Source organism: Pseudoalteromonas sp. XMcav11-Q, assembly GCF_040104525.1.
Lineage (GTDB): Bacteria > Pseudomonadota > Gammaproteobacteria > Enterobacterales > Alteromonadaceae > Pseudoalteromonas.
In genome coordinates this window covers 19,027-44,972 of the sequence record NZ_JBECOX010000021.1, presented here as the reverse complement: position 1 = coordinate 44,972, position 25,946 = coordinate 19,027, and the positions used below count along the sequence as shown (strand labels likewise).

Sequence of the window (25,946 nt, the reverse complement as noted above, 5' to 3'; positions counted from 1 at the left end):
GTTATTATTCTTCGATGCCAAATGAGCATGCACCTTGATCTGCACTGCTCACTACGTGTCTAAATCCTGAGAATAGCTCTCGACCCGTACCAAATGTTTGAGATTGCGGTGAGAGCTGTAATTCGCGCTGTGCCATTTCTTCATCAGAAACATGTAGCACTAATTCGCCTTTTGGTGCATTTAAGGTGATCAAATCACCTTCGTGTACTTTTGCAATTGCACCACCTTCAACCGCTTCCGGCGCAAGGTGGATCGCCGCAGGTACTTTACCCGAAGCACCAGACATACGACCATCTGTCACAATCGCCACTTTAAAACCTTGGTCTTGTAATGTAGCCATGACAGGTGTCAGTTTATGTAACTCAGGCATACCTTTCGCTTTAGGGCCTTGCTCTTTAATCACGGCAATAAAGTCTTGGTTAAGCTTGCCAGCAGTAAAGGCTTCTTGTAATTCGCTTTGAGAGCTGAATACTTTCGCCGGTGCAGTCACCGTTTGATGCTGCTCTTGTACCGCAGACACTTTAATCACCGCTTTACCCAAATTACCATTAAGTAGTTGCAAGCCGCCTTGCTTGTTAAATGGATTTGCTACTGGGCGAAGTACTTCTTCATCCAGTGAGTTCTCGGGTACTGGTACCCACTTCACTTTGGCAGGACCTTGGTTATCGCTGATGATCACATTGCTGTTGATATCCAGTAGTGGTTCCATCGTGTAAGCATCAAGTCCTTCACCCACAATCGTCTTTACGTCATTGTGTAAGAAGCCGCCATCTCTTAATTCACGCATTAAGAAACCCATGCCACCAGCCGCTTGGAAGTGATTTACGTCGGCATGACCATTTGGATAGATACGTGTTAACAAAGGCACTACTTCAGACAAATCCGCCATGTCTTTCCAAGTGATTTGAACACCAGCCGCTTTTGCCATTGCGACTAAGTGAATGGCATGGTTGGTAGAGCCACCAGTAGACAACAGCCCGACTAAGCCATTAATCACGGTTTTTTCACTCACGATATCCGCAAGTGCATTGCCGCTTTTACCGTCAAGTAGCTGAGTTAGCATGGTCTCAACCGCACTCGCCGTTAAGCCATCTCTTAATTCTGTGTATGGATTGATAAACGAGCTACCAGGTAAATGAAGACCCATGATCTCCATTAGCATCTGGTTCGAGTTTGCCGTACCGTAGAAAGTACAAGTACCTGCACTGTGATATGAAGCACTCTCAGCTTCCAGTAACTCTTCCCGGCTGACTAAGCCCTGTGCAAACTTTTGACGAATGCGCGCCTTTTCTTTGTTCGGGATCCCAGATTGCATCGGGCCTGCTGGTAAAAAGAAAATGGGCAAATGACCAAAAGACAAAGCACCGATTAATAGTCCTGGGACGATTTTGTCACATACACCAAGACAGAAAACCCCATCGAAGACATCGTGTGATAATGCCACCGCTGTTGACATGGCAATTACGTCACGAGAGAACAAAGACAGTTCCATGCCATCGCGACCTTGGGTAACCCCGTCACACATAGCAGGTACACCACCCGCTACTTGTGCAGTCGCGTCAAACTTGTTTGCCACTGCTTTAATTAAATCTGGATATTCTTTATAAGGTTCGTGCGCAGACAACATGTCATTGTACGAATTGATAATTGCTAGGTTCGGTTGCTCGTCTTCTTTTAGACGAGTCTTATCACTGCTTGAGCAAGCAGCCATTACGTGTGCTAGGTTTCCACAGCCCAGTCCTGCTCGTACGCGCGTTTGTTTTTTTGCTTGTTGGATTCGAGCTAAATAGGCTTGACGTGTTGCTTTGCTTCGCTCAATGACGCGTTCGGTGACTTCCTGAATTCGTGGATGCAACATATTACTGACTCTCTAGTGTTAGAGGAAAAAGGCTCTGCACGATTACCAGCATTCGTGGTAATCCTTGTACAGAGCTGCTTTGATTTACCCGTTCAAAGGTACGCTATCAGGTTGTCTCTCACCCCAACCTGACACCGGTGTCACTATATTTACGCACAAAGCTGACACCGGTGTCAACCCTTCTTATAAATTTAGTCTAACTTTTTAAAATGACCAAATTATAACCACTTAAAACTTTGCCGATATCTGTAGTCTTAAAATCATTACCTAACTGATTTTATTAGTAATTATTATGACAAAAAGAATAATATTAATGATTGAGCGAAATCATTATTTGATAGCGAAGTTATCAATGAGCCTTAACTTGGCAACATGAGCTTTAATCTATGGGTCAGCGAGCCTGATTATCGCGACATAAATCTGCGCATTTATCTAGTCCTAGCTTTACGTAGAATAATTTACAAAGGAACTGCAATATTCCCTAGTAGCTGCGAAAATAAAAAGCCCAACGGCTAAGCGTTGGGCTTTGGGGCAAGTATAAAAATTGAAAAAGTTATGAATTCGAGCGCGCTTTCGTCGACTCTCGAGTGATAAGTTTAGCTTCTAAAACTTGCTGAAACGGTGCTTCTTGCGGCTGAGATATATGCTTAATCAGCTCTTCTACCGCTATCCGAGTCATTTCTTCCACAGGCTGTGCTATTGTCGTCAGACCCGGCCAAATATGCCTTGCGATAGGTGCGTTATCAAACCCAGCAATAGATAACTGCTCGGGCACTTTGATCTCTCGCTGTGTAGCAAGTTTTAACACAGCCGCAGCCATGTAGTCGTTTGATGCAAATACAGCCGTTGGCCTTGGCTCTAGGTCCAATATGGCTTTTGCACTGTCTGCACCTGAGTGATAACTAAAGTTACCTTCTGCAACTAACCGCTCTCGATATTCAATACCATGCTTTGCCAGTGCTTTTTGGTAACCAGAAAAACGATTTTCTGTGGCACTGTGATCAGGGTGACCTTTAATAAAGGCAATTTCGGTATGACCTAAATTAATCAAGTGCTCAGTTAACTCAAAAGCGCCCTGCTCGTCATTACTGCGAATTGAAATCGAATCATCGCCTTCAATGGCTGAAGCAACGCGTGCATAAGGAATATTGCGCTGCTTTAAAAAAGCAATAAGCTCGTTGGAGTCTGAAAACGGCGGAGTAAGCACAATACCGTCAAGTCTCGATGTGGTAAGCAGCTGATCAACATTGTCGATAAGGTCTTGGCCGCGCAGTTCACAAGGATGTATCAATAAATTGTAACTATGTTTCTGACACGCCTCCAGCGCACCACTTTGCACTCGCGTGATATAGCTTTTTGATGGGTTGTCGTATAAACAACCGATGATAAAGCTACGATTTTGTGCCAAACCGCGTGCAATAGGATTAGGCTTATAATTCAGCTCTTCAAAGACCTTCAGGACTTTTTCCCGCGTTGCTGGACTAACATTTGGCTCGTTATTTAATACCCGAGATACTGTCTTTTTAGACACTCCGGCATATTCGGCAACGCTATTAATAGTTACTTTTTTCATCGATTTACCCTTAAGCCCGGCGTCGCTCATGAATACATGCTGCTGCGCCAATCAGTGGGATATTATCTTGTACCACCAAAGTAACTGGAATTTGGCTCGTGTACTGTGACATCATGCCTTTTTCGGTAAAGCGTTCAACAAAGCTACTTGCTTGTAATCGCGCTTTCATCCGCGGCAAGATCCCACCACCTATATAAACACCACCTAAGGCACCAAAAGTCAGTGCTAAATCGCCTGCTACGCTCCCCATCCAGTCACAGAAGTGACTCAATGTTGCGTCACAAACCTTGCACTCTTTCGCGAGCGCACTGATCTGCGCCGCATTAAGATCTTTAGCTTGCTCACCACGCACTTCTGCCATGGCTTTGTAGAGTCTCGCAATACCTGGGCCTGAAAACACCGTCTCGACTGAAACATGTTGAATACTCGCGCGCAGTACCGTTAACAGCTCTTTATCTAAGGCAGTAACCGGTGCAAGTGAGATATGTCCCGCTTCACAGCTCATCACCGCGCTGCCATTAATATCTCTAGCAAGACAAGCCGCACCAAATCCAGTGCCAGGACCCATTACACCGATATTTGCACCTAGCTCAGGCTGGCCTTGCTTAATCACTAGGTTTTTCTCTAGTGCTAAGTAGGGCGCCGCATAGGCAAAAGCGGCAAAGTCGTTGATCACGGCAAGTTCGGTAAAATCGAACTGGGCTTTGATGTCTTCGGAATTAAAATGCCAACCTAAATTAGTTAAATGAACTTGCTGAGATTTGATAGGACCGGCAACCGCGAGACAGGCTCGGCTTGGCTGCGCTACAGGTAGCTCAGTTAAATATTTTTGGATAGCGGATTCAAAAGACTGGAATTCAGCACTAGGAAAAGTGGCTTGATGCGTAATTACAAAATGGTTAGTTCGTGTATCAAAATCTGACACGATTGCAAATCTGGCGTTTGTTCCCCCGATGTCGGCAACGACAATCGGCTCAAACGGCACGGATGAATGGCTTGTTGTCTGGCTCATATTATTATCTCTTTATCACTGCGATTATGCTTGGGCTAACATCAGGGCTGCCAGCACACGTCCTGCAATTTATTGTCTCAACTCGCCAAAATTTGCACGCCTTGGCTTTTGCTCTTACCTGTTATTCTGTTAATTTGGTAAAAAAATGCTGCCCTTGGCATAGGGCAGCCAAATACGTTTTGACAACAAAATGATAAAACATCGACATTATGACACCGGTGTCAGACTGTATCAATAAAAATTTGCAAATTCGGTGAAATTGGTTGAAAAAAAAATTGAATGGCTGACAATGTCACTGTCTTAAGCGTTGAGAAGAACATGAAAGGTAAAGCAACTTCATTTGATATCGCCCATTATGCTGGCGTTTCGCAATCTACGGTGTCGCGCGCCCTAAGAAATAGCCCTTTGGTTAACGAAGAAACACGTCGTCGCGTTCATGAGATTGCTAAAAAGCTTAACTATAAGGTCGATAAAAACGCGAGTAATCTGCGCACTCAGCAAAGCAGTACATTGGCTTTGCTGCTATTTGAAGATCCCACAGAAGACGAGTCACAAATTAATCCGTTCTTTTTAAGTATGCTTGGCAGTATTACCCGAGCGTGCGCAAAAGAAGGCTATGACCTTTTAGTATCGTTCCAATCGACGAGCAGTGATTGGCATGCCGATTACGAGGATAGTCACCGTGCTGACGGGTTAATTTTACTAGGCTATGGTGATTACATCGATTACCAGTCAAAGTTACAAACTCTACTCGACAACCACACAAAGTTTGTTTGTTGGGGGGCAACAGTTGATAACCGTCCAGACCTCACTGTGAGCTGCGACAATTACGGTGGTGGTGTATTGGCTGCAAAGCATTTAATTGACATGGTCAGAACAGATTGTGCGTTTATTGGCGATGCTTCGGATCACAGCCCAGAATTTTTTGCGCGCTTTAAAGGCTTTAGAGACACCCTTAAAGCAAAGGGTATCGAGGTGAGCGACCGTAAGACGGCAAATGCGATTTCCACAGAAGACTCAGGATATCATGCGACTCGCTCCTTAATCGCCAACAATGTTAAATTTAACGCGCTTTTCGCTGCTAGCGATCTTATTGCTATTGGCGCGATTAAGGCGCTTCAAGAAGCAGGCGTTCGCGTGCCTCATGATGTACATGTCGTTGGCTTTGATAACATTGCCGCTGCGGGTTATGTTTCTCCCTCTTTAACTACTGTGCAGCAAAACACCACATTGGCAGGACAAATGCTGGTCGATAACTTACTTACGCTTATCCGAGGTGAAGCGGTAGCCTCTACTCTCTTGCCACCGAAATTGATTGTTAGGCAGTCTTCACGGTAGCAATAGCGATAAAAAATGCCGAACTCATCTTCGGCATTTTTTATGGGTTTACTTACTGTTTGTTATTTCAGTTTACTTTCTACGATTGGGTAGTGATCCCACACTTGTTTTTCATTAAGAGAGCGCACTAACTTTACGTATTCAGCATGTGTCCAAGCCAAAGGCGTCGCCGAGTTGGTTCCTTCGCCAAGTTGATAGCCAAAGGTATTTTTACCCACACCATCCCATACTTGCTCAGGTAACATCATGCCTTCATTAGCAAAGTGCTCCATCCCCTTCACGTAGGTATTTTGTATTTTGCTCTGTTCATCCGCACTTAACTCACCATCGAGCAGCGCCAGCGCAATATCATAGTGACCACGCTCTCCGGTAAAGAAAGGCCACACTCGACCGCGTTGGCCATCGGTATTCTGACCATTTTCGGCATAATTAATACCGCGCTTCTCGTCTTCACCATAACCGTCGTTACCGTAACGGCGATACCCCGGATAACTATTAACATCGCCATCAAATTTAAAGCTATATTTTACTCTTAAGTTTTCAGCTATCGACTCATCATCATATTCAGGCATGGTAGCCACGATGCTTGGGGCATCAGCCCCTCTAACCCCGTAACGCACAAGTTCTAAAAAGCCACCGTCGATGATTTGCTTCTTATCCATTCCGCTGCGGCCATTATTGGCATTTAAGGTCGTACTGGAATTAGGGTTTTCGTCTTGTCCAATACGGAAAAAATATTGACCGTCACTGTGTTTGCTTTGCAGATTACCTTTGGTTGTGAACATGAATGACTCAACATCACGATTGTACTGCTGCGCCGTCGCAAGGAATTTCTCTTGTCCCGCTTTATCACCGGCCAATTTAGCAATGTCGCTCGCTGTCACAAGGCCTGCAATGATTGCCGCGGTAGTCGATGGTGAATAGCCATTTTGCTCTTCCCAACGCTCTTGTTGCGTCGCAGGCGGTATGATTTGCGTGTCATTCCACAATATTTTAGCCAGCCCTCCTTCAACTAAAAAGTTAGCCGCGGGCTTTAACATCTTATTGTACCAATAAACCAGTCTATCATCGCTTAGCACACCCGCTTGCCACAGTTTCCATGCCAGCATAATCGGCATTGCTGTTTGGTCAAGCTGTACTCCAACCCACTCAAGCTCACCATCTACATGCGTTTTTTGTAAGAACCAGCCGGTATCACCATGGTTACCCGGTGTTTTATCCGTAACTTGCACTTTTTCTAGATACTCAAAAGCAGTGAGTGCTGTTTGTGTATCTCCCATCGCCAAAAATGCCATCGCTACTTGATAAAAATCACGCACCCATACAGCTTTATAACCGGTATGGCCTTGCTCTGCTGGTACTGTGTCACCCCATGGATTTGACAACGATGCTATCAACGCACCGGCATGGGTTTTATCTTCTTGCGCCTTGAGCACAAGCGCACTGGTGTAAAGTAACTTGCCGTTGTCTGCGGTATTTGCCGTCATGGACTCTAGTGGCGCTAAACTTTCGAGATAATCTTGCCAGCCCATCGCAGTGCCTTGACCATTATAATCAGCCAGTACTTTATCGTAACCTTTGGCTAATGTGGCTGCCCCCTCAGCAAAGCTTTGCTGCTGAGAATGACCAAAACTCAAGGTAAGGTCAAAGGTGCTGCTGCCCTTTACTTGCCCTAAGTTTGCCAACCAGTTAACGTTGCCACTCTCTTTGCCTGTAGATGTATAAGCCTGGGCTATATGTCCTGTAGTCTCAAGTGCCGCTAAATTATCGCTGGTGCCAGTAAAACCGACAGATGCTTCAACAAAGCCGGTTTTGCTCTGCAATGAGAGATAGTTCTTACCTTCCCATGCTAACAAACCTTGCTCTGTCACTTTTGCAAAATCGTTTAAGCCATTGTTATTCACGTATGGATTAACGTTCACAAAAGCCTGTACATTTTTGAATTCAGTATCTACTTTTGCTCGAACAAACAAGGTTTGTCCATCAGGGTCGGTAAAAATATGCTTTTCAAGAGTAAAACGGCCTTGCTTATCCTTGCTTAATATTTTGTAAGCCAGCGATAACGGGCGCCCACTGGCATCTTTATAAAGGTAGTCAATCGTGACATCTAGAGCGTCAGTATCAGATTCTTTCACTGCAAAGCCGTCACCCACGATGATAAATTGCATGTCTTTGATCTGCGCTTGGTGAATAAGTCCAAACATGGTCTCTGTGATCATCCCTTTTGCAACAGAAAACCATACCTTTGAAACTGCTTTAGTAGCCGTAGAATCGCTGTACTTGCCGTCTTGGTACGCTTCGTACGACGTACCAATCCCCGTTTTTCCAGAGTATGACCAATAAGGTTTAACGCCAGGTGCACCTGGTGCCGTCAGGGTTTCATTGCCAGATTGCTGTGATCCGCAACCCATGAGGCCAGCACTTACCAAGGCAAGTGCGATTGTTGATAGTTTAATCATCTCGTTCTCCTTATTGAGCCTTTATCGTGACTCTTGAAACAGCTAATGCAGCGAGTAAAAATGACACGCCTCCGATGACGAGTGCGAATATCGGTTGGTTATCAAAACCATGACGCAGAATTAGACCTAGAATACTGGCGGCGAGTAATTGTGGGATCACGATAAAAAAGTTAAAGATCCCCATAAATACACCCATTTTGTTGCTTGGCAAAGCGTTACTTAACATCGCGTAAGGTAATGACAAAATAGATGCCCAAGCAAAGCCAATGCCCACCATTGGCAACCAAAGTAATGTGGGGTCAGCGATAAATTTGAAGCTAATTAAAGACACTGCGCCAAAAAACAAGTTAGCTGCATGTGCCCCTTTGAGACCGATGCGCTTAACCATGAATGGGATCACCATCGCAGCAATAGCAGCAAAACCATTGTAGGCTGCAAATAACACCCCGACCCAATCAGCACCGTCGTTATAAAGCTTGCTCGTTACATCTGACGTACCATAGTGATGGCTCGTCACCGCTGAGGTGGTGTAGATCCACATGGCAAATAGCGAAAACCAGCTAAAAAACTGCACCACAGCAAGCTGCTGCATGGTCTTTGGCATCGTAAATAAGTCAAAAATAACATGATAAAAACCATTACTTACGCGCTGCTTTTGCTGCATCACATGCGCAATGACAAATACAATTGCAAAAGCGATGAGCAGCCCGCTAAGCAAATAAAGCTCTTTTTCAAGGCCAAGAAGTGCAACGGCAAGCAGTACAATAACGCCAATGAAACCGCTCACCGCACTGCCTTTTAAAAAGTTCACAGGTAAGTCTGATTGAGTTGCGCTCTGCGTATTCGTTTGCGCTTGTTCAAAGGCTGCGAGTTGCTCAGGGCTATATTCTTTCGTTTTTAGAATCGTCCACAATACGGAGATGAACAAGATAGCTCCCCCCCAGTAAAATGCGTATTTTACCGAGTCAGGGATTTGTCCTGCAGGAGCTGTGTTACTCACCTCAAACCAATTAGTCATCATCCAAGGCAGCGCAGACGCGACCACGGCACCGACGCCAATGAAAAAGCTCTGCATCGCATAACCTGTAGCACGTTGCTTTTCATTCAGATTATCACCTACTAATGCTCTAAACGGCTCCATCGTGACGTTGATCGACGCATCCATGATCCACAGCATACCCGCCGCAATCCAAAGCGTTGGAGAATTGGGCATAATGAAAAGCGATAGCGTGGTGAGAATAGCCCCCCACAAGAAAAATGGTCTTCTACGCCCAAGTTTTCCCCATGTTCTATCACTCCAGTAGCCGATAATTGGCTGCACGATTAAACCCGTTAAGGGCGCTGCAACCCACAATATAGGGATGTCATCGACCTTGGCACCGAGGGTTTGAAAAATACGACTCACATTGCCGTTTTGCAGTGCAAAACCAAATTGGATCCCAAGAAACCCAAAGCACATATTCCATATCTGCCAAAAACTGAGTTGTGGTTTTTGTTGTTCTTGTTGCATAGCTTACTTCTCTACTTGATAAACCGCGCTGGCAAGCGGCGCTAGCGCAATCGTTGCGTTGACGTGCTCGCCATCAGTCGTTGGTTGTAATTGTAAAGTCGGGTGTGACTCTAAAATATCGTTATAAGCACCATGCCAGTCTTTAGGCAGATTTACGGTGACTATTTGTTCTTGTTCCGCATTAAAGTTGCTCACGACCAACAACTTTTGTTGACCTAATTTACGGCCAAATGCCATAACTGTTTCAGCATTGCTTGGCATCTCAGCACTCAGGGTGACTTGCTGGTATTCACCAGCCGCAATCGCCGGCTGTTTTGCAAGATTGAGTAATTTGACGTAGTAATTACGAAGCGCCTTCTGCTCATTTGAAAGAAGCGCGCCATCAAACTTCCCGTCATTCATCCATTTCTGATGTTCGGGTACACCAATATAGTCAAAGATACTGGTTCTGCTTGGGCTGCCGAACCCCGCCTGCTCAGAGCCATCCTCCCCTAATGTTTGTCCAAAATAGATCATCGATGGCGCTGTGCTTATCAGGTGACTAACCACCATAGCGGGTTTACCTTTTAGCGGATCGCCTACAAATTCAGGGCTTGCGATACGCTGCTCATCATGGTTTTCTAAAAAGTGCAACATATGTGGGGCAATATCGGCTACCGATAGATGACTATCCAATACGGCTTGGGCACTACCTTTGCCTTGCATTAACACCTTTAACGTGTCGTAGAAACCCACTTTGTCGTAGAGGTAATCCATCTTCCCTTGCTTGATATACGGGCGATATAAAGTGGGGTTATAGACTTCTGCAAGCAAGAAAGCTTCAGGATTTTTTGTTTTAATCGAAGAGTTTAGGAAGCTCCAAAACTCTACTGGCACCATTTCCGCCATATCGTAACGGAAACCGTCTACGCCCTTTTCTAACCAAAAGTGCGTAATGGCTTGAAATTTGTACCAACTATCTGGCAATTGCTTGTGTTGCCAAAATTCAAAATGTGCACGGTAATCCTGCTGAGCATAATCGTCAGGCAGGCGTTCGAAATCGTAGCTACCGTCAGGCTTCACCCCGTAATTCACTTTGACGGTTTCATACCAATCATTAATATCAGGCTTTGCCGCACGAGCACCGTTACCGGTCCACTTTGCTGGATTTTCTGCAAATTTGCCATCCGCCAATGGATGAGATCCACCACCTAACACCTGATAGCCTTCACTCGTTGGTACTGTAAATTTCTCACCAACCACGTAATAAAAGTTATTGTCCCTAGCATATGCAACTTGCGTGTCGTCATTCGCGCCAAAATCGACAGTTCCTTTAGGCGCACCGAGTGACTCATAGTTACGAGCGACATGGTTTGGCACAATATCGATGATCACTTTCAAGCCGGCGTCATGTGTACGTTCAATTAAGGCTTCAAATTCAGCCAGTCGCGCAGAAGGATCGTTCGCAAGATCAGGGTTAACGTTATAGTAATCTTTTATTGCATAAGGTGAACCCGCTCTGCCTTTTACAACATCAGGATCATCTTGGCTGATCCCATACTTACTATAATCCGTCACTACTGCGTGATGGAGCACGCCGGTATACCAAACATGGGTCACACCCATCGCCTTAATTTGTTGTAATGCGGTAGGAGTAAAATCAGAAAACTTGCCTACGCCGTTTTCCTCTATTGTTCCCCAAGGTTTGTTCACCGCTTTGGTGTTGCCAAAGAGCCTTGTGAATACTTGATAAACAACAGGTTTGCTCACTGGCGCCACTTCCGATTGCAATGTCATTTGTTCGGTTTTTTTATCAACTGGCTTGGGGCCACAGCCGCTTAAACTCACTGCACCACCCAAAAGCGCTGACACAGCCAATAGTAGAGATTTATTTTTCATAGTGTTGTCATAATGCTGTTTTAAAAGAGTCTACTTGCGTAAACGAACGTACTGAACCCATCACATATGTATTCAGAGAGACCCTTAATTAGATTTTATTTATAACGATTAATACCAAGTTACTTGTGAACATTTGCCGCAAAGCTTTCTAGCTCCATTCGGTGATCTTTAAAATTCAATCCACATCGTCTGATGAAGTCATTCACTTTTTCGATGCTATGTTGGTTTGCTAGGGCATTGCCTGACTTAAGCTGAGCTTGTTCTGGGTAGATACCATAACCTGCCAATAAACAATGCCAGCTGACTGAAGGGTAATATTGATCAACGTTTTGGCGAACTAATTCATCCGATAAGTTGTTACCAGAAACCCAAGTCTGTAAAATTTGATAGAGTGACCGCGATAAGTGGTTATTGTTGGCATTATCAAGCCAGTAGTTGGTGTCAGTACGACTATTCACACGATAATGAGCGACGATATAGTCTCGAATAGCCTGATACCGTTCGCTCAAAGCGCGGTTGTGTTTATCTCTGTTACCATCGGTAAAGCCCGCATCTTGGTAGCATTCAATAAAGCTCTGAACGGTTTCTTGGACTATATGCAAAGCGGTTGCTTCTAAAGGCTCTATGAATCCTTGAGATAAACCAATCGCTATACAGTTTTTGCTCCAGTGCGCTTTAACTTGCCCGACTTTCATTTTTATATGCCGAGCTTCTACATCAGAGTCCAACAAACCCAAAGCAGCCCTTAGCTCGGTTTCGGCTTGATCCGCATTACAGTAACGCTGACTATAAACATAACCGTTACCGATACGATTCGTTAATGGAATGTGCCAAGACCACCCAAATTGACGCGCAACAGATTGTGTTTCGGAGAGAATAGTGTCAAGTTGCTTGGTAGGTATAACGACCGCAGCGTCGTTAAATAAATTGGACTCGAATGACTCAAAACCCACGCCTAAAGTGTGTTGTAGCAGTAAACTCTTGAAGCCCGAGCAGTCAATAAAAATATCACCAGCGATTTCCGTACCATCCGACCTTATCAGTGCCGCAATATCACCATCAACGTGTTTTCGAACGTCGGTAATTGTGGCATCAATGTGTTTTACATTAAACTCAGCCGCTTTGCGAGCCAACAACTGGCCAAGCAAAGCTGAGTCAAAGTGATAACCATAATTAATTTCGAATGGGAAGCTTTCTGCAGCAATTGGGGATTTATTTAAATCAGCCAAGTGAGTTGCTAAAAAAAAGTGGTCTGGATGGCCCTCTACGTCAATCGCCTTACGCCGAACAAAGCTGTTATGAAAAAAAGCCGGTGCACTGTAGTCATCAGGTTGTGCAGGAAATGGGTGAAAATAGCTAGAAAACCCAGGTTTTGTCGACCAATCTATAAACCGAATGCCATTTTTATAGGTCGCATTACAAGCCGGCATCCACTCGGCTTCCGAGATACCTAAATAGTCCATAAATCCTTTGAACTGCGGAGTAGACCCTTCACCAACACCAATAGTTCCGATGCTAGAAGATTCAACCACAGTGATTTCTATCGCTTTATCTGCCCAGCTTTTTGCCATCATATTCGCGGCCATCCAACCTGCAGTTCCACCACCTAAAATCACTATTTTCTGATTTTTCATCGCCCTCGCACCTTAAACCTATTAAAAACCACGTATTGAAAGTGAAACAAACATATCAATTTAGATAATTGATGATAACCACTCATTACACAGTGAGCGACTATAAAAAAGCCACCAAAGCAGGTGTTACTTTGGTGGCCATGAATGCTTGCTAATAATTAGAAGCTATAGTTGAACCCTAAATAATACTGGCGACCAAACTCTTTGTACTCACCAGTGGCAAGTGCAGTACCATAATTAGTGGTATTTGGCTCATCAGTTAGGTTATTAACCTGTAAGACGGCTTCCAAACCATTCTCAAAGTTGTACGATGCCTGCCAATCAACAACAGTATATTCATCAGCCCAAGCTAGAGAAGAGCCTCCTGGTGAAGCCCCTTCATATACATACTCATCACGGTAACGGATATTCAGGTGCGTTGTGAACGAATCTATGTTCCAAAATACCGTAGCACTCCATACATTTTTTGATAGACCAGGGAGTGGCAGTTGCTGATCAGGGAAGTTACCACCGCCATCTACCGTTGTTTCGCTCTCGGTATATGAATAGTTAGCGTTAAAACCTAAGCCCGAAAAGACACCCGGTAAATTATCAAACATCGTGGTATAAGCCAGCTCAATACCTCTTATGTATCCACCTTGATCATTGTTCTGAGTCGTTTGGTATTGACCTGCAACAAACCCATCTGGTACCTCTAGGCCAATATCAGCCCAGTCAACCTCACCTTCTTGATAAGTAATACTTTCAATCAAAGATTCAATATCTTTCCAGAATATCGCGGCAACAAAAGCACCACCATCTTCAAAGTAACGCTCATAAGATAAATCAATTTGAGTCGCTCTAAACGGGTCTAAATTTGGGTTACCTTTTGACCACACATTATAACGAGGACTAGTACCATCATTTGCGGTGTCAGCCCAAGACCCTGCACCACCTCTAAGCTGGTAGACAGGTGGACGGCCAATAACTTCTGCAGCTGCAAACCTAATTTGGTCCGTGTCACTCACTCTGAAATTGAGGTTTAGTGAAGGCAATGTGTCCGTATACTCAGGGCCGTAATTAACATGGCGATAATCGGTTCTTTCAACGCCATTATCATCGATGATTGAGTCACCAACTTCATCGCCTTGGATCTGTTGAATGCCTATTGATTTCGTATCAGTTTTTACTACTCGAACGCCAAAATTACCCGTCACTGGTATGTCGGCAATTTCGGTATCTATATTTGCCATAATATAACCGGCTAATACTTCTTCTCGAACAGCGCCACTTTCAATGAGCGTCCAATTGTGACCCCAAGTTTGCTGTGCCTCATAATTGCCCGGACCAAATACTTCGTTAGCGATACCTTCAAGGTCTAGTTCCAAGTATTGGAAACCTCGAGTATCTCTAACCGAAACATATCCCGTCAAATCGTGAGGAATACACGGGTGGTTCTGATCATTAAATTCACAGCCTTTGTTCGTGACGATGGTGCCATCCGGTAACTGGTAACCATTTTGGCCTTCGCGTGCGCCCCATCTAAATGTCGAGCGTTGATCCGTAAATTCACGGTCAGACCAACGCGCACCAACTTCAATCGAAGAAATAAAGCTGTTCTCAATAAAATACTTAAAATCAACCTTAACGCTATCTAACTCGTCTGTGTACTTGTGAGGAAATTGTTCCCAATCACCCAGTCGCATATTAGATAGGTCGGTATACCCATTGCCAAGTGTTAACAGTGGTGAGTCTTTCTCTCTTTGTTCGAAAGAAAAGGTTTGATTTCTTAATTCTTGCCAAGTGTTAACTAACGTTCCATCTTCCAGTGTAGAAGTACCGTATTCATATGCATGCATTGAAGCAATCATATCTCTACGCGTTTTTTCCCCTTCACTATGAGCCCAGTCGAACTTTAATTCCCACGAATCTGTCGTGTATTGCAAGTTTAAGCCAAAGCTGTCGGTGGTTGAATCCGTTGATTGGTCTTCAGAGCGCATCTCAACCCATGGGCCATTGGGATCAGTAATAGTCACATCCCCAGCAACTAGAAAACCGTCTTTAACAACTGCATTATCAACCGAATACAACGAGTTAATATCTTTTGAGAATCCTTCAATATTTAAGCCGCTCTTTTTATCTTCCGATTCAAACTTAGAATGGAAATAATCAAATTGGACTTTGAATGCGTCTGTTGGCTGATACACCAAAGTGCTTAACAGGCCAAGTCTTTCATCGCTGCCTTTGGCTGAACGATATTGAAAGCCATTGACCGAACGCTCTTCTGTACCATCACCATCAAAATCTTGAGAGCGTGTAGGAGCATGCGCTGAGATATCAATTGCGTTATTTGGTTGGTTTAGATACGCCCCACCAATAGCAAAACCAAGTGTCTCATTTAGGAATTTACCTCGGTATGAAAAACTAATACGTTCGCCTGTTGAATCCGCGCCCACATCTGATGCAGCATCATTGTAGGAATATCTTACCGAAGAATTAAAATTATGTTCTTTTTCAGCATCGAGAGGGTTTGCCGTTTTAAGTTCAACCGTAGCCGCAACACCGCCTTCAATCAGCGACGCTTTTGGTGATTTATACACTGCGGCTTGATTAATTAATTCTGACGGATATTGGTCGAATGAAATCCAGCGACTACCTGCAGTATATCCACTGGTACTCGCCTGCTCACGTCCGTTTAATGTGGTTTGAATAAAGTCGCCGTTCATCCCGCGAATATTAAGTTGCGAAGATTGCCCACTTGCTCTTACCGCGGTGATCCCAGGTAGACGGCTCAACGAGTCAGCGATTGACACATCAGGTAAGGAAGCTAAGTCTCCAGCATCAACTACTTCTGCAATGGTGTCGCTAAATCTTTTTTTATCGATTGAGGCGATGATACTGCGCGAGATACCTCGAACTTCGATCACCTCAACGTTTTTTTCTTCATTATTAGCAGTGTTATCTTCAACAGGAGCAGCATGGCTCACACCTGCAGCAATCAGCGCAAGCGTTAGCATACTCGGTTTGAACTTAGACATAATGTTTTATCCCAATTAACCATATTATATTGTGCGATTTGTTCATCTGGCGTGCAAACTAATGAAAAAACAAACGAGCACAGTTGTTGTCAGTCAAATACTAGCGGCTGATTAAATTTGTAAACAACTTTATGCATACGTATTCAAAGCTAGTGCATTTCAACGAAATTTACAGGTTTTTTACAGGAACAAAACTCAACTCAATGATATATATATAGTTTTATTGGGTAAGGTCAAAAGGCCGACCACATTTATTTACCAGCTTTAATTTCACTAAATCTTAACTTTCACGGGCTATTATTGTCGACTGAACACCAAAATATCCTCAACATGTAATCTATAGCTATACTTAAGTTAAATTGGTCTTACCAAAAATTCACTCTTACAAAGCTTTATTTGTCTGGTTATTCCCTTTTAAAGGTCAATATTGGTAAATTTATTTTATAAAATAAAATTATGTGAATGAGTTATCATAAATTCACCTCACAAAACCTGCATACGTATGCAGGTTTTTTACACCCCACCGAGCATGACGTATTCTTTGGCAAAATTAGTGGTGAAAGTGCCCAGCATAGTATTTACTTGATACTCAGCACTGCCACAGAATAAACACGCACATAGCCTGGAGAAAGTGCATGGCAAATAATGAATGGTGGAAAGGCGCGGTTATCTATCAAATATATCCGCGTAGCTTTCAAGACAGTAATGCAGACGGTATTGGCGACTTACAGGGTATTATTCAGCGACTAGACTACATTAAATCGCTTGGTGTTGATGCAGTATGGATTTCACCATTTTTTAAATCGCCAATGAAAGACTTTGGCTATGATATTAGCGACTATCGCGATATCGATCCTATGTTTGGTACGCTCGACGATTTTGATACGCTTATTGGTGAAGCACATAAACGTGATATTAAGATCATTATTGATCAGGTACTTAGTCATACCTCAAATCAACACCCGTGGTTTGTCGAAAGTCGTGAAGACAACACAAATGATAAAGCAGATTGGTATGTATGGGCCGATGCCAATCCAGACGGCAGTCCACCAAACAATTGGCTATCCATTTTTGGTGGTGTTGCCTGGCAGTGGGAGCCTAGACGTTGCCAATATTACCTGCACAACTTTCTCACTGAGCAGCCGGATCTCAACTTTCATCACCCTGAAGTACGTAAAGCCGTACTAGATAACGTCGAATTTTGGCTTAAAAAAGGCGTTGATGGCTTTAGACTAGATGCCATCAACTTCTGTTTTCACGATAAGCAGCTTAGGGATAATCCAGCTAAACCCATTGAACTTCGTCAAGGTCGTGGCTTTAGCGAAGACAACCCTTACGCTTTTCAGTACCATTATTACAATAATACGCAACCAGAAAATTTAGCGTTTATGGAAGAGATCCGTGCCTTATTAGATAGATACCCAGGCACAGTTAGCTTAGGTGAGATAAGCTCAGAAGACTCTTTGCAAACAATGGCAGAGTACACGGCCGATGGTAATAAGCTACACATGGGTTATAGCTTTGAGCTGCTAACTAACGACTATAGTGCAAAGTACATCAGAGAAACGGTTTCTCGCCTAGAGTCAGTCATGACCGAAGGTTGGCCATGTTGGGCGTTTGCAAATCACGATGTAGAACGGGTAGCAAGTCGCTGGAGTATAGATGGCAAGGTAAACGATGCACAGGTCAAAATGCTCACCGCCCTTCTCGGTTCATTGCGTGGTAGCGTCTGTATGTACCAAGGCGAAGAACTAGGGCTTGGCGAAGCCGCCGTTGCCTTCGAAGAGCTGCAGGACCCATATGGCATTACCTTTTGGCCAAACTTTAAAGGCCGTGATGGCTGTAGAACGCCGATCCCGTGGACACAGGCAAAAACTAATGCTGGCTTCTCAGAGTCTAAGCCTTGGTTACCAGTTTCTGAAGCGCATGCCCTACGAGCTGTAGACAAACAAGCAGTAGATAGCAATTCAACGCTCAGCTACTATCAAGCATTTTTACAGTGGCGAAATGCGCAACCTGCACTAAAAACAGGTGACATTGAGTTTATTGACACTCCAGAGCCAGTATTAGCTTTTTACCGTAGAACCCAAACCCAAACATTGCTGTGCGCATTCAACTTAGCAGCTACTCAACAAAGCGTGACACTTCCTGAAGTTGCATTAACGCAGTGCGACCTGAAGCACCTAAGCGGCACGGCGAGCGCAAATGCACTAATACTTGATGCATTTGGTTGCTACTTCGCTGAGGTTTTATAATAGTTAGGTCTTTTTCTGAGCTTTGGTTAAATAAGAGCGGTTAAGCCGCTCTTTTGTTATCTAACACTTTATCTATCTCACGCTGTAGTTGCGGTAGCTCTAGTGCTTTGAAATAAAGCCAACCTTGATGGATATTCACCCCTCGACTTTTGAGATAACTAGCTTGAGCTTGAGTCTCTACCCCTTCAGCAATCAGTTTCTTATCCAGCTTTTCCGCCATATCAATCACTGCCGATAAAACCGGGGATTGCAAAGTATCTAGGCCAATTGATGCTACAAAGCTCTGATCTATTTTCAACAGGTCGATCGGAAAACTTTGCAAGTACTGTAAACCACTATACCCCGTACCAAAATCATCAATCGCGATTTCTATTCCGGCACGTTTGAGCTCGGTGAGTACCGTTTTCGTTTGAGCCTGCGTCAGCACATCACGCTCGGTTAATTCAATAGTCAACGAGGATATTTGGTTTTTTGCAGCAAGCAAGGCATCGATATAGCGTTTAGAGCCCAGAAGTAAACCATTAACGTTAAAAGACACCTTAAAGTCTGGCTGAGCGGCTAAGATGTCCGTCAAATCTCGCACAGCATTTTCGACTTGCGCTATCGAGATGTCTAAAATAGTACCATCACGCTCAGCTTCTGGCACAAAGTAAGCGGGGCCGAGCACACCTTCAAGTGGATGACGCCAACGAATGAGTACTTCCACGCCCACTATCGATGGCACCTCTGCATTAACAAGAGGCTGATACACGTTAAATAACTCATCATTTGCCAATGCTCTTAATATTTGTGTTTTACTGCTTAGCTGGCGCTTGTCATAACTGATCAATAGCAACGTGAGGCCAACCCAGGAGGCACAATACAACACACTCCAAAGTACTAGCCACAACCACCCTAGACTCACTAGTTTCTCATCATTTTTTGCAATAATTAAGCTCATCTGCGGCAAACTTGGAATAGCTGCAACATACGCAAACTTTACCTTTGCATCATCAAAGAGCCCCTCTACTGCGCGGCTATTAGCCACTGGAAATAGTTTTTGGCGGATTGGCAAAGCGTATTTACCATTTAAAAAAACCGGCACACCCGTGCTATTGTCGACCAAAGCAGCAAAATCGGTATTATGATGAGCTGAGATATCAAGCATACTCTTTAGCCAATGATCCGGCATCAACACATTTACCTCATAACCATCGTCTCTCGTGCGCGCTAAAACAAAAGCAGGAAGTTCTAAATAGTCGGTAATGATTGGGCCATAGTATCTAAGCCCGGGCTTTTTTATTGGGGCGCTGGTATTCACAGGTGGAGTGAGTTGCCCAAAAGAATTGCAGACCAATTTCCCTTTACTATCTACGATCCCTATCTCGCTCATGCCTGGGTTTTCAAAAACCAATCTACGCATGTAGTGTAGACCCTCAGGGTCGCAATTTGGAGAAAGATGGATAGCATGTTTTAAGGTATCGTCTACAACGACAAACTCTTTGTTGATGTCAGATACAATCCGACTCGCTACAGTGACAAGGTTGGATTTAGCGGTTTCTTTTTGATGCACATAGGTGAAGGCAGCCACGATTGAAAATACAAAGGTGCAAGACAACCAAGCAATAAAGATATTCTTAAACAACTTGCTTAAGGAGTGTGCTCCTCGCATAAGCTCCTCACTCCACGGAACGCAAACAGGCGCAGAGTGTAGCTCGAATATGTGACAAAACTATTTCAATATAAAAAAAAGCCTTGGTTTCACCACCAAGGCTTTCTTATATTACAAGTTTTTGCTTGTGCCGACCTCAACACGGGTTTTTAACTTTTGGCCAGGCCTAAAAGTTACCACGCGTCGCGCAGAGATAGGAATATCTTCCCCAGTTTTTGGGTTCCTACCTGGGCGTTCCTTCTTGTCGCGAAGGTCAAAGTTACCAAACCCAGAGAGCTTTACTTGCTCGCCGTTTTCTAGCGCTGAGCGGATTTCTTCAAAAAACGCTTCAACTAAGTCTTTGGCATCTTTCTTATTGATCCCCAGTTTTTCAAATAGGTGTTCAGCTATGTCGGCTTTAGTAAGCGCCATATCTAGTCCCTCAACGATGCATTGAATTGTTTGGCCAGTTCGGCCACCACGTTTTCTACAACCGCGTTGATGTCTTTCTCTTCGAGCGTTCTATCAACCGCTTGTAATGTTAGAGCAATGGCTAAACTCTTATGATCAGGTTCAACCCCTTGCCCTTTGTACACATCGAATAAGTTTAGGTCAACTAATTGATTTCCGCCAACTTTCTCAATGCACTCTAAAATATCGCCTATTTTTACGTCATCTGCAACTAAAATAGCAATATCTCTTCTATTTGATGGGAATTTCGAGATACTAACCGCTTCTGGAAGCAGGCGATTTTCTAAAGCAGCCATGTCGATTTCAAATACATATGGCGTATCTTTAAGTTCTAACGGCTTTAATAGCTGAGGGTGTACTGCACCGATGAAACCAACCTTTTTACCGTCTGCATAAATTGCAGCAGATTGACCAGGGTGCAAACCATCGCTCACTTCCGCTTTAAAGCTAAAGCGTGCTTTATCGTTACAAAGCGCTAGTAATGCTTCTACATCGCCTTTCACATCAAAGAAATCCACTTTACGTGAAGGCACTGACCAATGTTCGTTATGCGTATTACCATACGCGATACCACCGATCACAGCGGTTTGACGTACGCCGTTTTCCGCGTTGTCGTCTTTGATGAACTTAAGGCCCGTTTCGAATAAGCGAATACGCGATTGTTGACGATTTTGATTATAAGAAACCGCATTGATCAAGCCTGTCATCAGGCTTACACGCATTGCAGACATTTCAACCGAAATTGGGTGCGGAAGAATTAATGCATCTGCTTCTGGGTGTAGCTGCTGTTGTGCTTTTGGATCAACGAAGCTATATGTGATGGCTTCTTGATAACCACGGCTTACTAACTCATCTCTAAAGCGCGCTACAGGCAAACGTGCTTCTTGATGATCTGTCATCTTTAACGCAGCAGTTGGTGCCACATTTGGAATATTGTTGTAACCGAATACGCGCGCAACTTCTTCAATTAAGTCTTCTTCGATACTAATGTCAAAGCGATAGCTTGGTACTTGAGCTTGCCACTGGCTGCCTGCAAATGTTACTGCTAAGCCCAGACGCGCCAAGATGTCTGATACTTTAGCATCTTCGATATGATAACCGATCACGCGGTCTAAACGCTCACGGCGTAAAGTCACTTGACGCTCTTTTGGTAAATCCGCTTCTGACACAGCTTCAACAATCGGTCCGGCTTCACCGCCAACGATTTCAAGTAGCAAGCCTGTTGCTCTTTCCATCGCATCACGCTGCAGTACCGGGTCTACACCACGCTCATAACGGTGCGATGCATCGGTATGCAAACCGTAGCTACGTGCCTGACCTGCAATCGCAAGCGGTGCAAAGAACGCGCTTTCTAACAAGATGTCTTTTGTCTCGTCACTAACACCTGACTGTTCACCACCGAAGATACCTGCCATCGCAAGTGCTTTATTATCATCAGCAATCAGAAGTGTTGATGGATTAAGCTTCGCCGTGTTGCCGTCTAACAATACTAGCTCTTCATTCTCAAAGGCATTACGTACTTTAATTCCACCTTCGATTTGGCTTAAATCGAACGCGTGCATAGGGTGACCTAGCTCAAGTAATACGTAGTTCGTAACATCAACAACTGGATCAATTGAGCGTACACCGCAGCGGCGTAGTTTCTCTACCATCCAAAACGGGGTCTCTGCTTTAACATTAACGCCCTTGATCACACGGCCTAAGTAGCGTGGACATGCTTCGCTGTTTACCAATTCAATAGAGATTTTATCATCAATCGTTGGCGTAACTGGCGTGATAGCAACTTCTGTTACGTCGATGCTGTTTAGTACTCCAACTTCACGAGCAAGACCTTTGATCCCTAAACAGTCGCTACGGTTAGCCGTTAAATCAACATCAATCGTTACATCGTTCAAGCCGAAGTATTCACGAATATCTTGACCGATTGGGGCATCCATAGGGAGTTCTAAAATACCGTCTGAACTTTCCGCCATGCCAAGCTCTTCAAACGCACACAGCATACCATGAGACGGTTGACCGCGAAGTTTAGCTTTCTTAATTTTGAAATCGCCTGGAAGCGTTGCGCCCACTTTAGCAACCGCTACTTTTAAACCCGCACGGCAGTTAGCGGCACCACAGACAATATCTAGTAGTTCGTCTTCGCCTATGTTTACTTTTGTTACTCTAAGTTTGTCAGCATCTGGGTGTTGACCACATTCAACCACTTCACCGATAACCACACCTTGGAAGTCACCGGCAACTGGGTCTACACCATCAACTTCTAAACCCGCCATTGATAATTGCTCAGATAGCGCATCAGTATCAATTGCTGGATTGACCCACTCGCGTAACCACTTTTCACTGAATTTCATACTTTTGTCGCTCTTATCTGAATTGGTTTAGGAATTTTAAGTCGTTTTCGAAGAAAGCTCTTAAGTCAGTTACGCCGTAACGTAACATCGTCAAACGCTCAACCCCCATACCAAAGGCGAAACCAGTGTATTTTTCAGGGTCAATGCCTACCGAGCGTAATACGTTCGGGTGCACCATGCCACAGCCTAGTACTTCAAGCCATTTACCATTTTTACCTTTTACGTCCACCTCAGCTGAAGGTTCTGTAAACGGGAAGTATGAAGGACGGAAGCGAATTTCCATATCTTCTTCAAAGAAGTTGCGTAGGAAATCGTGCAAAATTCCTTTAAGTTCTGTAAAGCTCACGTTAGTGTCGACCATCAAGCCTTCAACTTGATGGAACATTGGCGTATGTGTTTGATCGTAATCGTTACGGTATACACGACCTGGCGAGATAATTCGCAAAGGCGGCTGCTCAGCTTCCATAGTACGGATCTGAACGCCACTGGTTTGTGTACGTAGTACCAATTTAGGATTGAAATAGAAAGTATCATGATCGGCACGCGCTGGGTGGTGCTCTGGAATATTTAGCGCGTCAAAGTTATGAAAGTCATCTTCAACCTCTGGGCCAGATTTAACAGCAAATCCTAGCTCACCAAAAAACTGCTCAATACGCTCAATGGTGCGAGTAACTGGGTGAAGGCCACCGGCTGGCATTGTACGACCCGGCAACGTCACATCAATCGTCTCAGCTGCTAGCTTCTGCTCAAGTGCTGCATTGGCTAACGCTTCACGTTTTACTGTAATCGCATCTTGTACTTGGGTCTTCGCTTGGTTAATCACCTGACCTGCGTCTTTACGCTCTTCTGGTGCGAGTTTGCCTAGCGTTTTAAGAAGACCTGTGATCTCACCTTTTTTACCAAGGTAGTTAACTCTAACTTCCTCAAGGTGCGCAATTTCGCTTGCCTGCTCAACGGCTTCAAGCGCTTGCGCTAAAATATTTTCTAAATTCATTGTCTACCTGATCTTTGCTGAGGTAATTTGCTGTTATTTAATCTCTTATGATAACTGAATTGCAAGGCGATATTCTAGCCCTGTTACAGCTTTAAAGTGGCTTTTATAAAAGGAATTGTTAACTTTCTTTGCGCAGCCATGGATGCGTGATCGAGTTTATCCAATACATCAAGTAAAGCGCGCATATCACGACTCAATCTCGTGAGCAAAAATCGTGCACATTCATCAGAGAGCTCAAGGCCTCGCATATGCGCTCTTTTTACTAGAGCTTCGGCTTTATCATCGTCACTCATCGAGCGGATCTGAAAAGTCGTCCCCCAGGTTAGGCGCGATTCTAAGTCTGGTAGTGACAAATTCAACATGTTGGGTAACAGATCGGCAGTGACCACTAGGCATTTGCCTTTTTCATTAAAACGATTGAAAAAGTTAAATAAGGCTTTTTCCCACGCTTCATCTCCTGCAACCAAATGCACATCGTCTATACAAACTACATCCAGTGCATCGAGCCCATCTAACACTAACGGGCCAAAATCCAACACTTCTCGCATTGACAATAGAATAGTCGAGAGTCCAAGTTCTTGCGCTTCAATGCACGTGGCATAAAGCAAGTGCGACTTGCCAGAATCTGCCAACCCACACAAGTAAGTGTACTGAAAACCGATTAAACGACGGGCAAGGCCATTTTTTAAGTGGCTTACTTCCAATGACGCTTCACCGCCAAAATAAGAGGCAAAGGTTTCGTCATCAGGCAGCGTCACTGGCAACGCCATTTGACGTGGCGATTCCATCCTATTTATCCACCCAATTGTATTTAAGGTTGTTATCGTCTGCGATTTGATAATAGGCTCTCGGGTCTTCGTACGCCTTAAAGCTTTGCTCCAATGCAATCGTTTTACGCAAGTCTGATACGCTAGAGGTATGTTCAATCGCAAACTTCACTGCTGTTTTCGCACGGTAGATCACATCGACATCCACTACAGTACTCATAGATAGCAAACGACGCTTCGCCATTTCTACATCCCTAAATGACCGTAATTGCTCAACCACAATTTCAGTTCGATGGGCTTCAAAAGTGAGATTAGGGTCAATAACATATTTCTGAGCTAAAGTGCTAGATAGCTGATTCACCATATCAATAATAACTTGCTGTTTGTCACCGACATATTGCTCAGGCTCAAAATATTCAGCGTCAGTGTAGCGCCAGTCTAGCTGCCAAGAATTTGTATGGGGCGGCTGAAACAAACGGGCGGTGATAACGCGCTCCGCCTCATAACGCAATGACGCATCTTCTACTTCGTTAGAAAAGTTTCCCCACACCTCTGCGATACTCACATTACTGCGATCTTCAAGATCCATCAGAGGAACAACGACCGGCACGCCCCACTCGTCCGCAGTGTCATAAATCAAGCGTTCGAGCTGAGGGTAGCTTTCTTGCGTAACAAACTCTCGGCGGAAGTTATCTTCGATCACCATCCAAATCGCGACCATAGGACGGCGGTTGCCCCAAAGCGGTAAGCCGGCTTCTCTGACTAGATCTTCGACCTTACCAGGCTCAAACTCCACCTTTATTTTGGTTACGCCTTGTCGATCATAATATTCATATCTCAGCATGTAATCTGAGATGCGCTTAAGGCTCGCTTGGATAGAAGGGTGAGAAAAATCATCGGCTTTACCTGTGAGCTTTTGCAACACTTTTAATAATGCCTGTTGGCTCGCTTGCGCTCGCGTTGCGCGAGATTTGTCACTAACACTCAGCGAGGCTTCATATAAATTTTGAACTTCTACTGCTTTTGCCGTCATGGCAAAACAAAACAGTGCAATAAGGATCAGCCTGATGATCATAATGTCCATGTTTTTCTGACTATAAAGCCTGATCCTAAATCAATCATCTGCTTAAAGCAAAGGACAACGAACAATATCATGAAATTTTATAAAAACATGATAAATAACAAAATATTAATCTTAT

General features: G+C 44.2%; 16 protein-coding genes. 2 read left to right on the top strand and 14 right to left on the bottom strand.

Translation table 11 applies throughout. The annotated features are described in order from the left end of the window. Positions 1-4: 4 nt before the first annotated feature. The 3 genes from edd to glk all read right to left on the bottom strand — a co-directional run bounded on the left by edd (position 5) and on the right by glk (position 4,443). A complete protein-coding gene (edd, locus tag ABMY45_RS22055) occupies positions 5-1,858 on the bottom strand; it encodes a phosphogluconate dehydratase (RefSeq protein WP_095727894.1) in 1,854 nt (617 codons plus the stop codon). 553 nt (positions 1,859-2,411) lie between these two features. Continuing rightward, complete coding sequence (locus ABMY45_RS22050) at positions 2,412-3,431, bottom strand: LacI family DNA-binding transcriptional regulator (RefSeq protein ID WP_010378018.1); 1,020 nt, start codon at positions 3,429-3,431, stop codon at positions 2,412-2,414. A 10-nt stretch (positions 3,432-3,441) separates the two neighbouring features. Further along, positions 3,442-4,443, bottom strand: coding sequence for a glucokinase (gene glk / locus ABMY45_RS22045; protein ID WP_039495541.1), 1,002 nt, complete (start codon positions 4,441-4,443; stop codon positions 3,442-3,444). A 318-nt stretch (positions 4,444-4,761) separates the two neighbouring features. Here glk and ABMY45_RS22040 point away from each other — a divergent pair, with 318 nt between their 5' ends. Next, the gene (locus ABMY45_RS22040; RefSeq protein WP_010604047.1) at positions 4,762-5,781 is read left to right on the top strand and encodes a LacI family DNA-binding transcriptional regulator; all 1,020 of its coding nucleotides are present in this window, start codon (positions 4,762-4,764) and stop codon (positions 5,779-5,781) included. 62 nt (positions 5,782-5,843) lie between these two features. On the opposite strand, the gene ABMY45_RS22035 is transcribed toward ABMY45_RS22040, so the two are convergent. The 5 genes from ABMY45_RS22035 to ABMY45_RS22015 form a co-directional block, all read right to left on the bottom strand. Beyond that, complete coding sequence (locus ABMY45_RS22035; protein ID WP_349289515.1) at positions 5,844-8,240, bottom strand: glycoside hydrolase family 15 protein; 2,397 nt, start codon at positions 8,238-8,240, stop codon at positions 5,844-5,846. 10 nt (positions 8,241-8,250) lie between these two features. After that, entirely contained in the window at positions 8,251-9,750 is a 1,500-nt protein-coding gene (locus ABMY45_RS22030; RefSeq protein ID WP_237117414.1) for an MFS transporter, read from the bottom strand. A gap of 3 nt (positions 9,751-9,753) precedes the next feature. Then, the gene (locus ABMY45_RS22025; protein ID WP_349289514.1) at positions 9,754-11,628 is read right to left on the bottom strand and encodes an alpha-amylase family glycosyl hydrolase; all 1,875 of its coding nucleotides are present in this window, start codon (positions 11,626-11,628) and stop codon (positions 9,754-9,756) included. 119 nt (positions 11,629-11,747) lie between these two features. After that, positions 11,748-13,262, bottom strand: coding sequence for a tryptophan halogenase family protein (locus ABMY45_RS22020; RefSeq protein WP_349289513.1), 1,515 nt, complete (start codon positions 13,260-13,262; stop codon positions 11,748-11,750). A 158-nt stretch (positions 13,263-13,420) separates the two neighbouring features. Then, a complete protein-coding gene (locus tag ABMY45_RS22015; protein WP_010604042.1) occupies positions 13,421-16,279 on the bottom strand; it encodes a TonB-dependent receptor in 2,859 nt (952 codons plus the stop codon). Between the two features lie 635 nt (positions 16,280-16,914). On the opposite strand from ABMY45_RS22015, the gene ABMY45_RS22010 reads away from it, so the two are divergent. After that, positions 16,915-18,534: an alpha-glucosidase family protein gene (locus ABMY45_RS22010; protein WP_174169054.1), complete on the top strand. Its 1,620-nt coding sequence runs from the start codon at positions 16,915-16,917 to the stop codon at positions 18,532-18,534. A gap of 40 nt (positions 18,535-18,574) precedes the next feature. Here the strand turns inward: ABMY45_RS22010 and ABMY45_RS22005 are convergent, their stop codons facing one another. The 6 genes from ABMY45_RS22005 to ABMY45_RS21980 form a co-directional block, all read right to left on the bottom strand. Then, a complete protein-coding gene (locus ABMY45_RS22005; RefSeq protein WP_206472701.1) occupies positions 18,575-20,185 on the bottom strand; it encodes an EAL domain-containing protein in 1,611 nt (536 codons plus the stop codon). A gap of 111 nt (positions 20,186-20,296) precedes the next feature. Further along, positions 20,297-20,596, bottom strand: a complete 300-nt coding sequence (gene ihfA, locus ABMY45_RS22000) for an integration host factor subunit alpha (protein ID WP_010377997.1) — start codon at positions 20,594-20,596, stop codon at positions 20,297-20,299. Between the two features lie 2 nt (positions 20,597-20,598). Next, positions 20,599-22,986, bottom strand: coding sequence for a phenylalanine--tRNA ligase subunit beta (gene pheT / locus ABMY45_RS21995; protein WP_174169055.1), 2,388 nt, complete (start codon positions 22,984-22,986; stop codon positions 20,599-20,601). 13 nt (positions 22,987-22,999) lie between these two features. Next, positions 23,000-23,980 carry a phenylalanine--tRNA ligase subunit alpha gene (gene pheS / locus ABMY45_RS21990; RefSeq protein ID WP_010604038.1) on the bottom strand — a complete coding sequence of 327 codons (981 nt, stop codon included), beginning with the start codon at positions 23,978-23,980 and terminating at the stop codon, positions 23,000-23,002. 83 nt (positions 23,981-24,063) lie between these two features. After that, positions 24,064-24,768, bottom strand: a complete 705-nt coding sequence (gene hda / locus ABMY45_RS21985) for a DnaA inactivator Hda (protein ID WP_010604037.1) — start codon at positions 24,766-24,768, stop codon at positions 24,064-24,066. A gap of 1 nt (position 24,769) precedes the next feature. Next, on the bottom strand, positions 24,770-25,831 hold the full coding sequence (locus tag ABMY45_RS21980; RefSeq protein ID WP_010604036.1) for a DUF2066 domain-containing protein: 1,062 nt from the start codon (positions 25,829-25,831) through the stop codon (positions 24,770-24,772). Positions 25,832-25,946 lie beyond the last annotated feature (115 nt).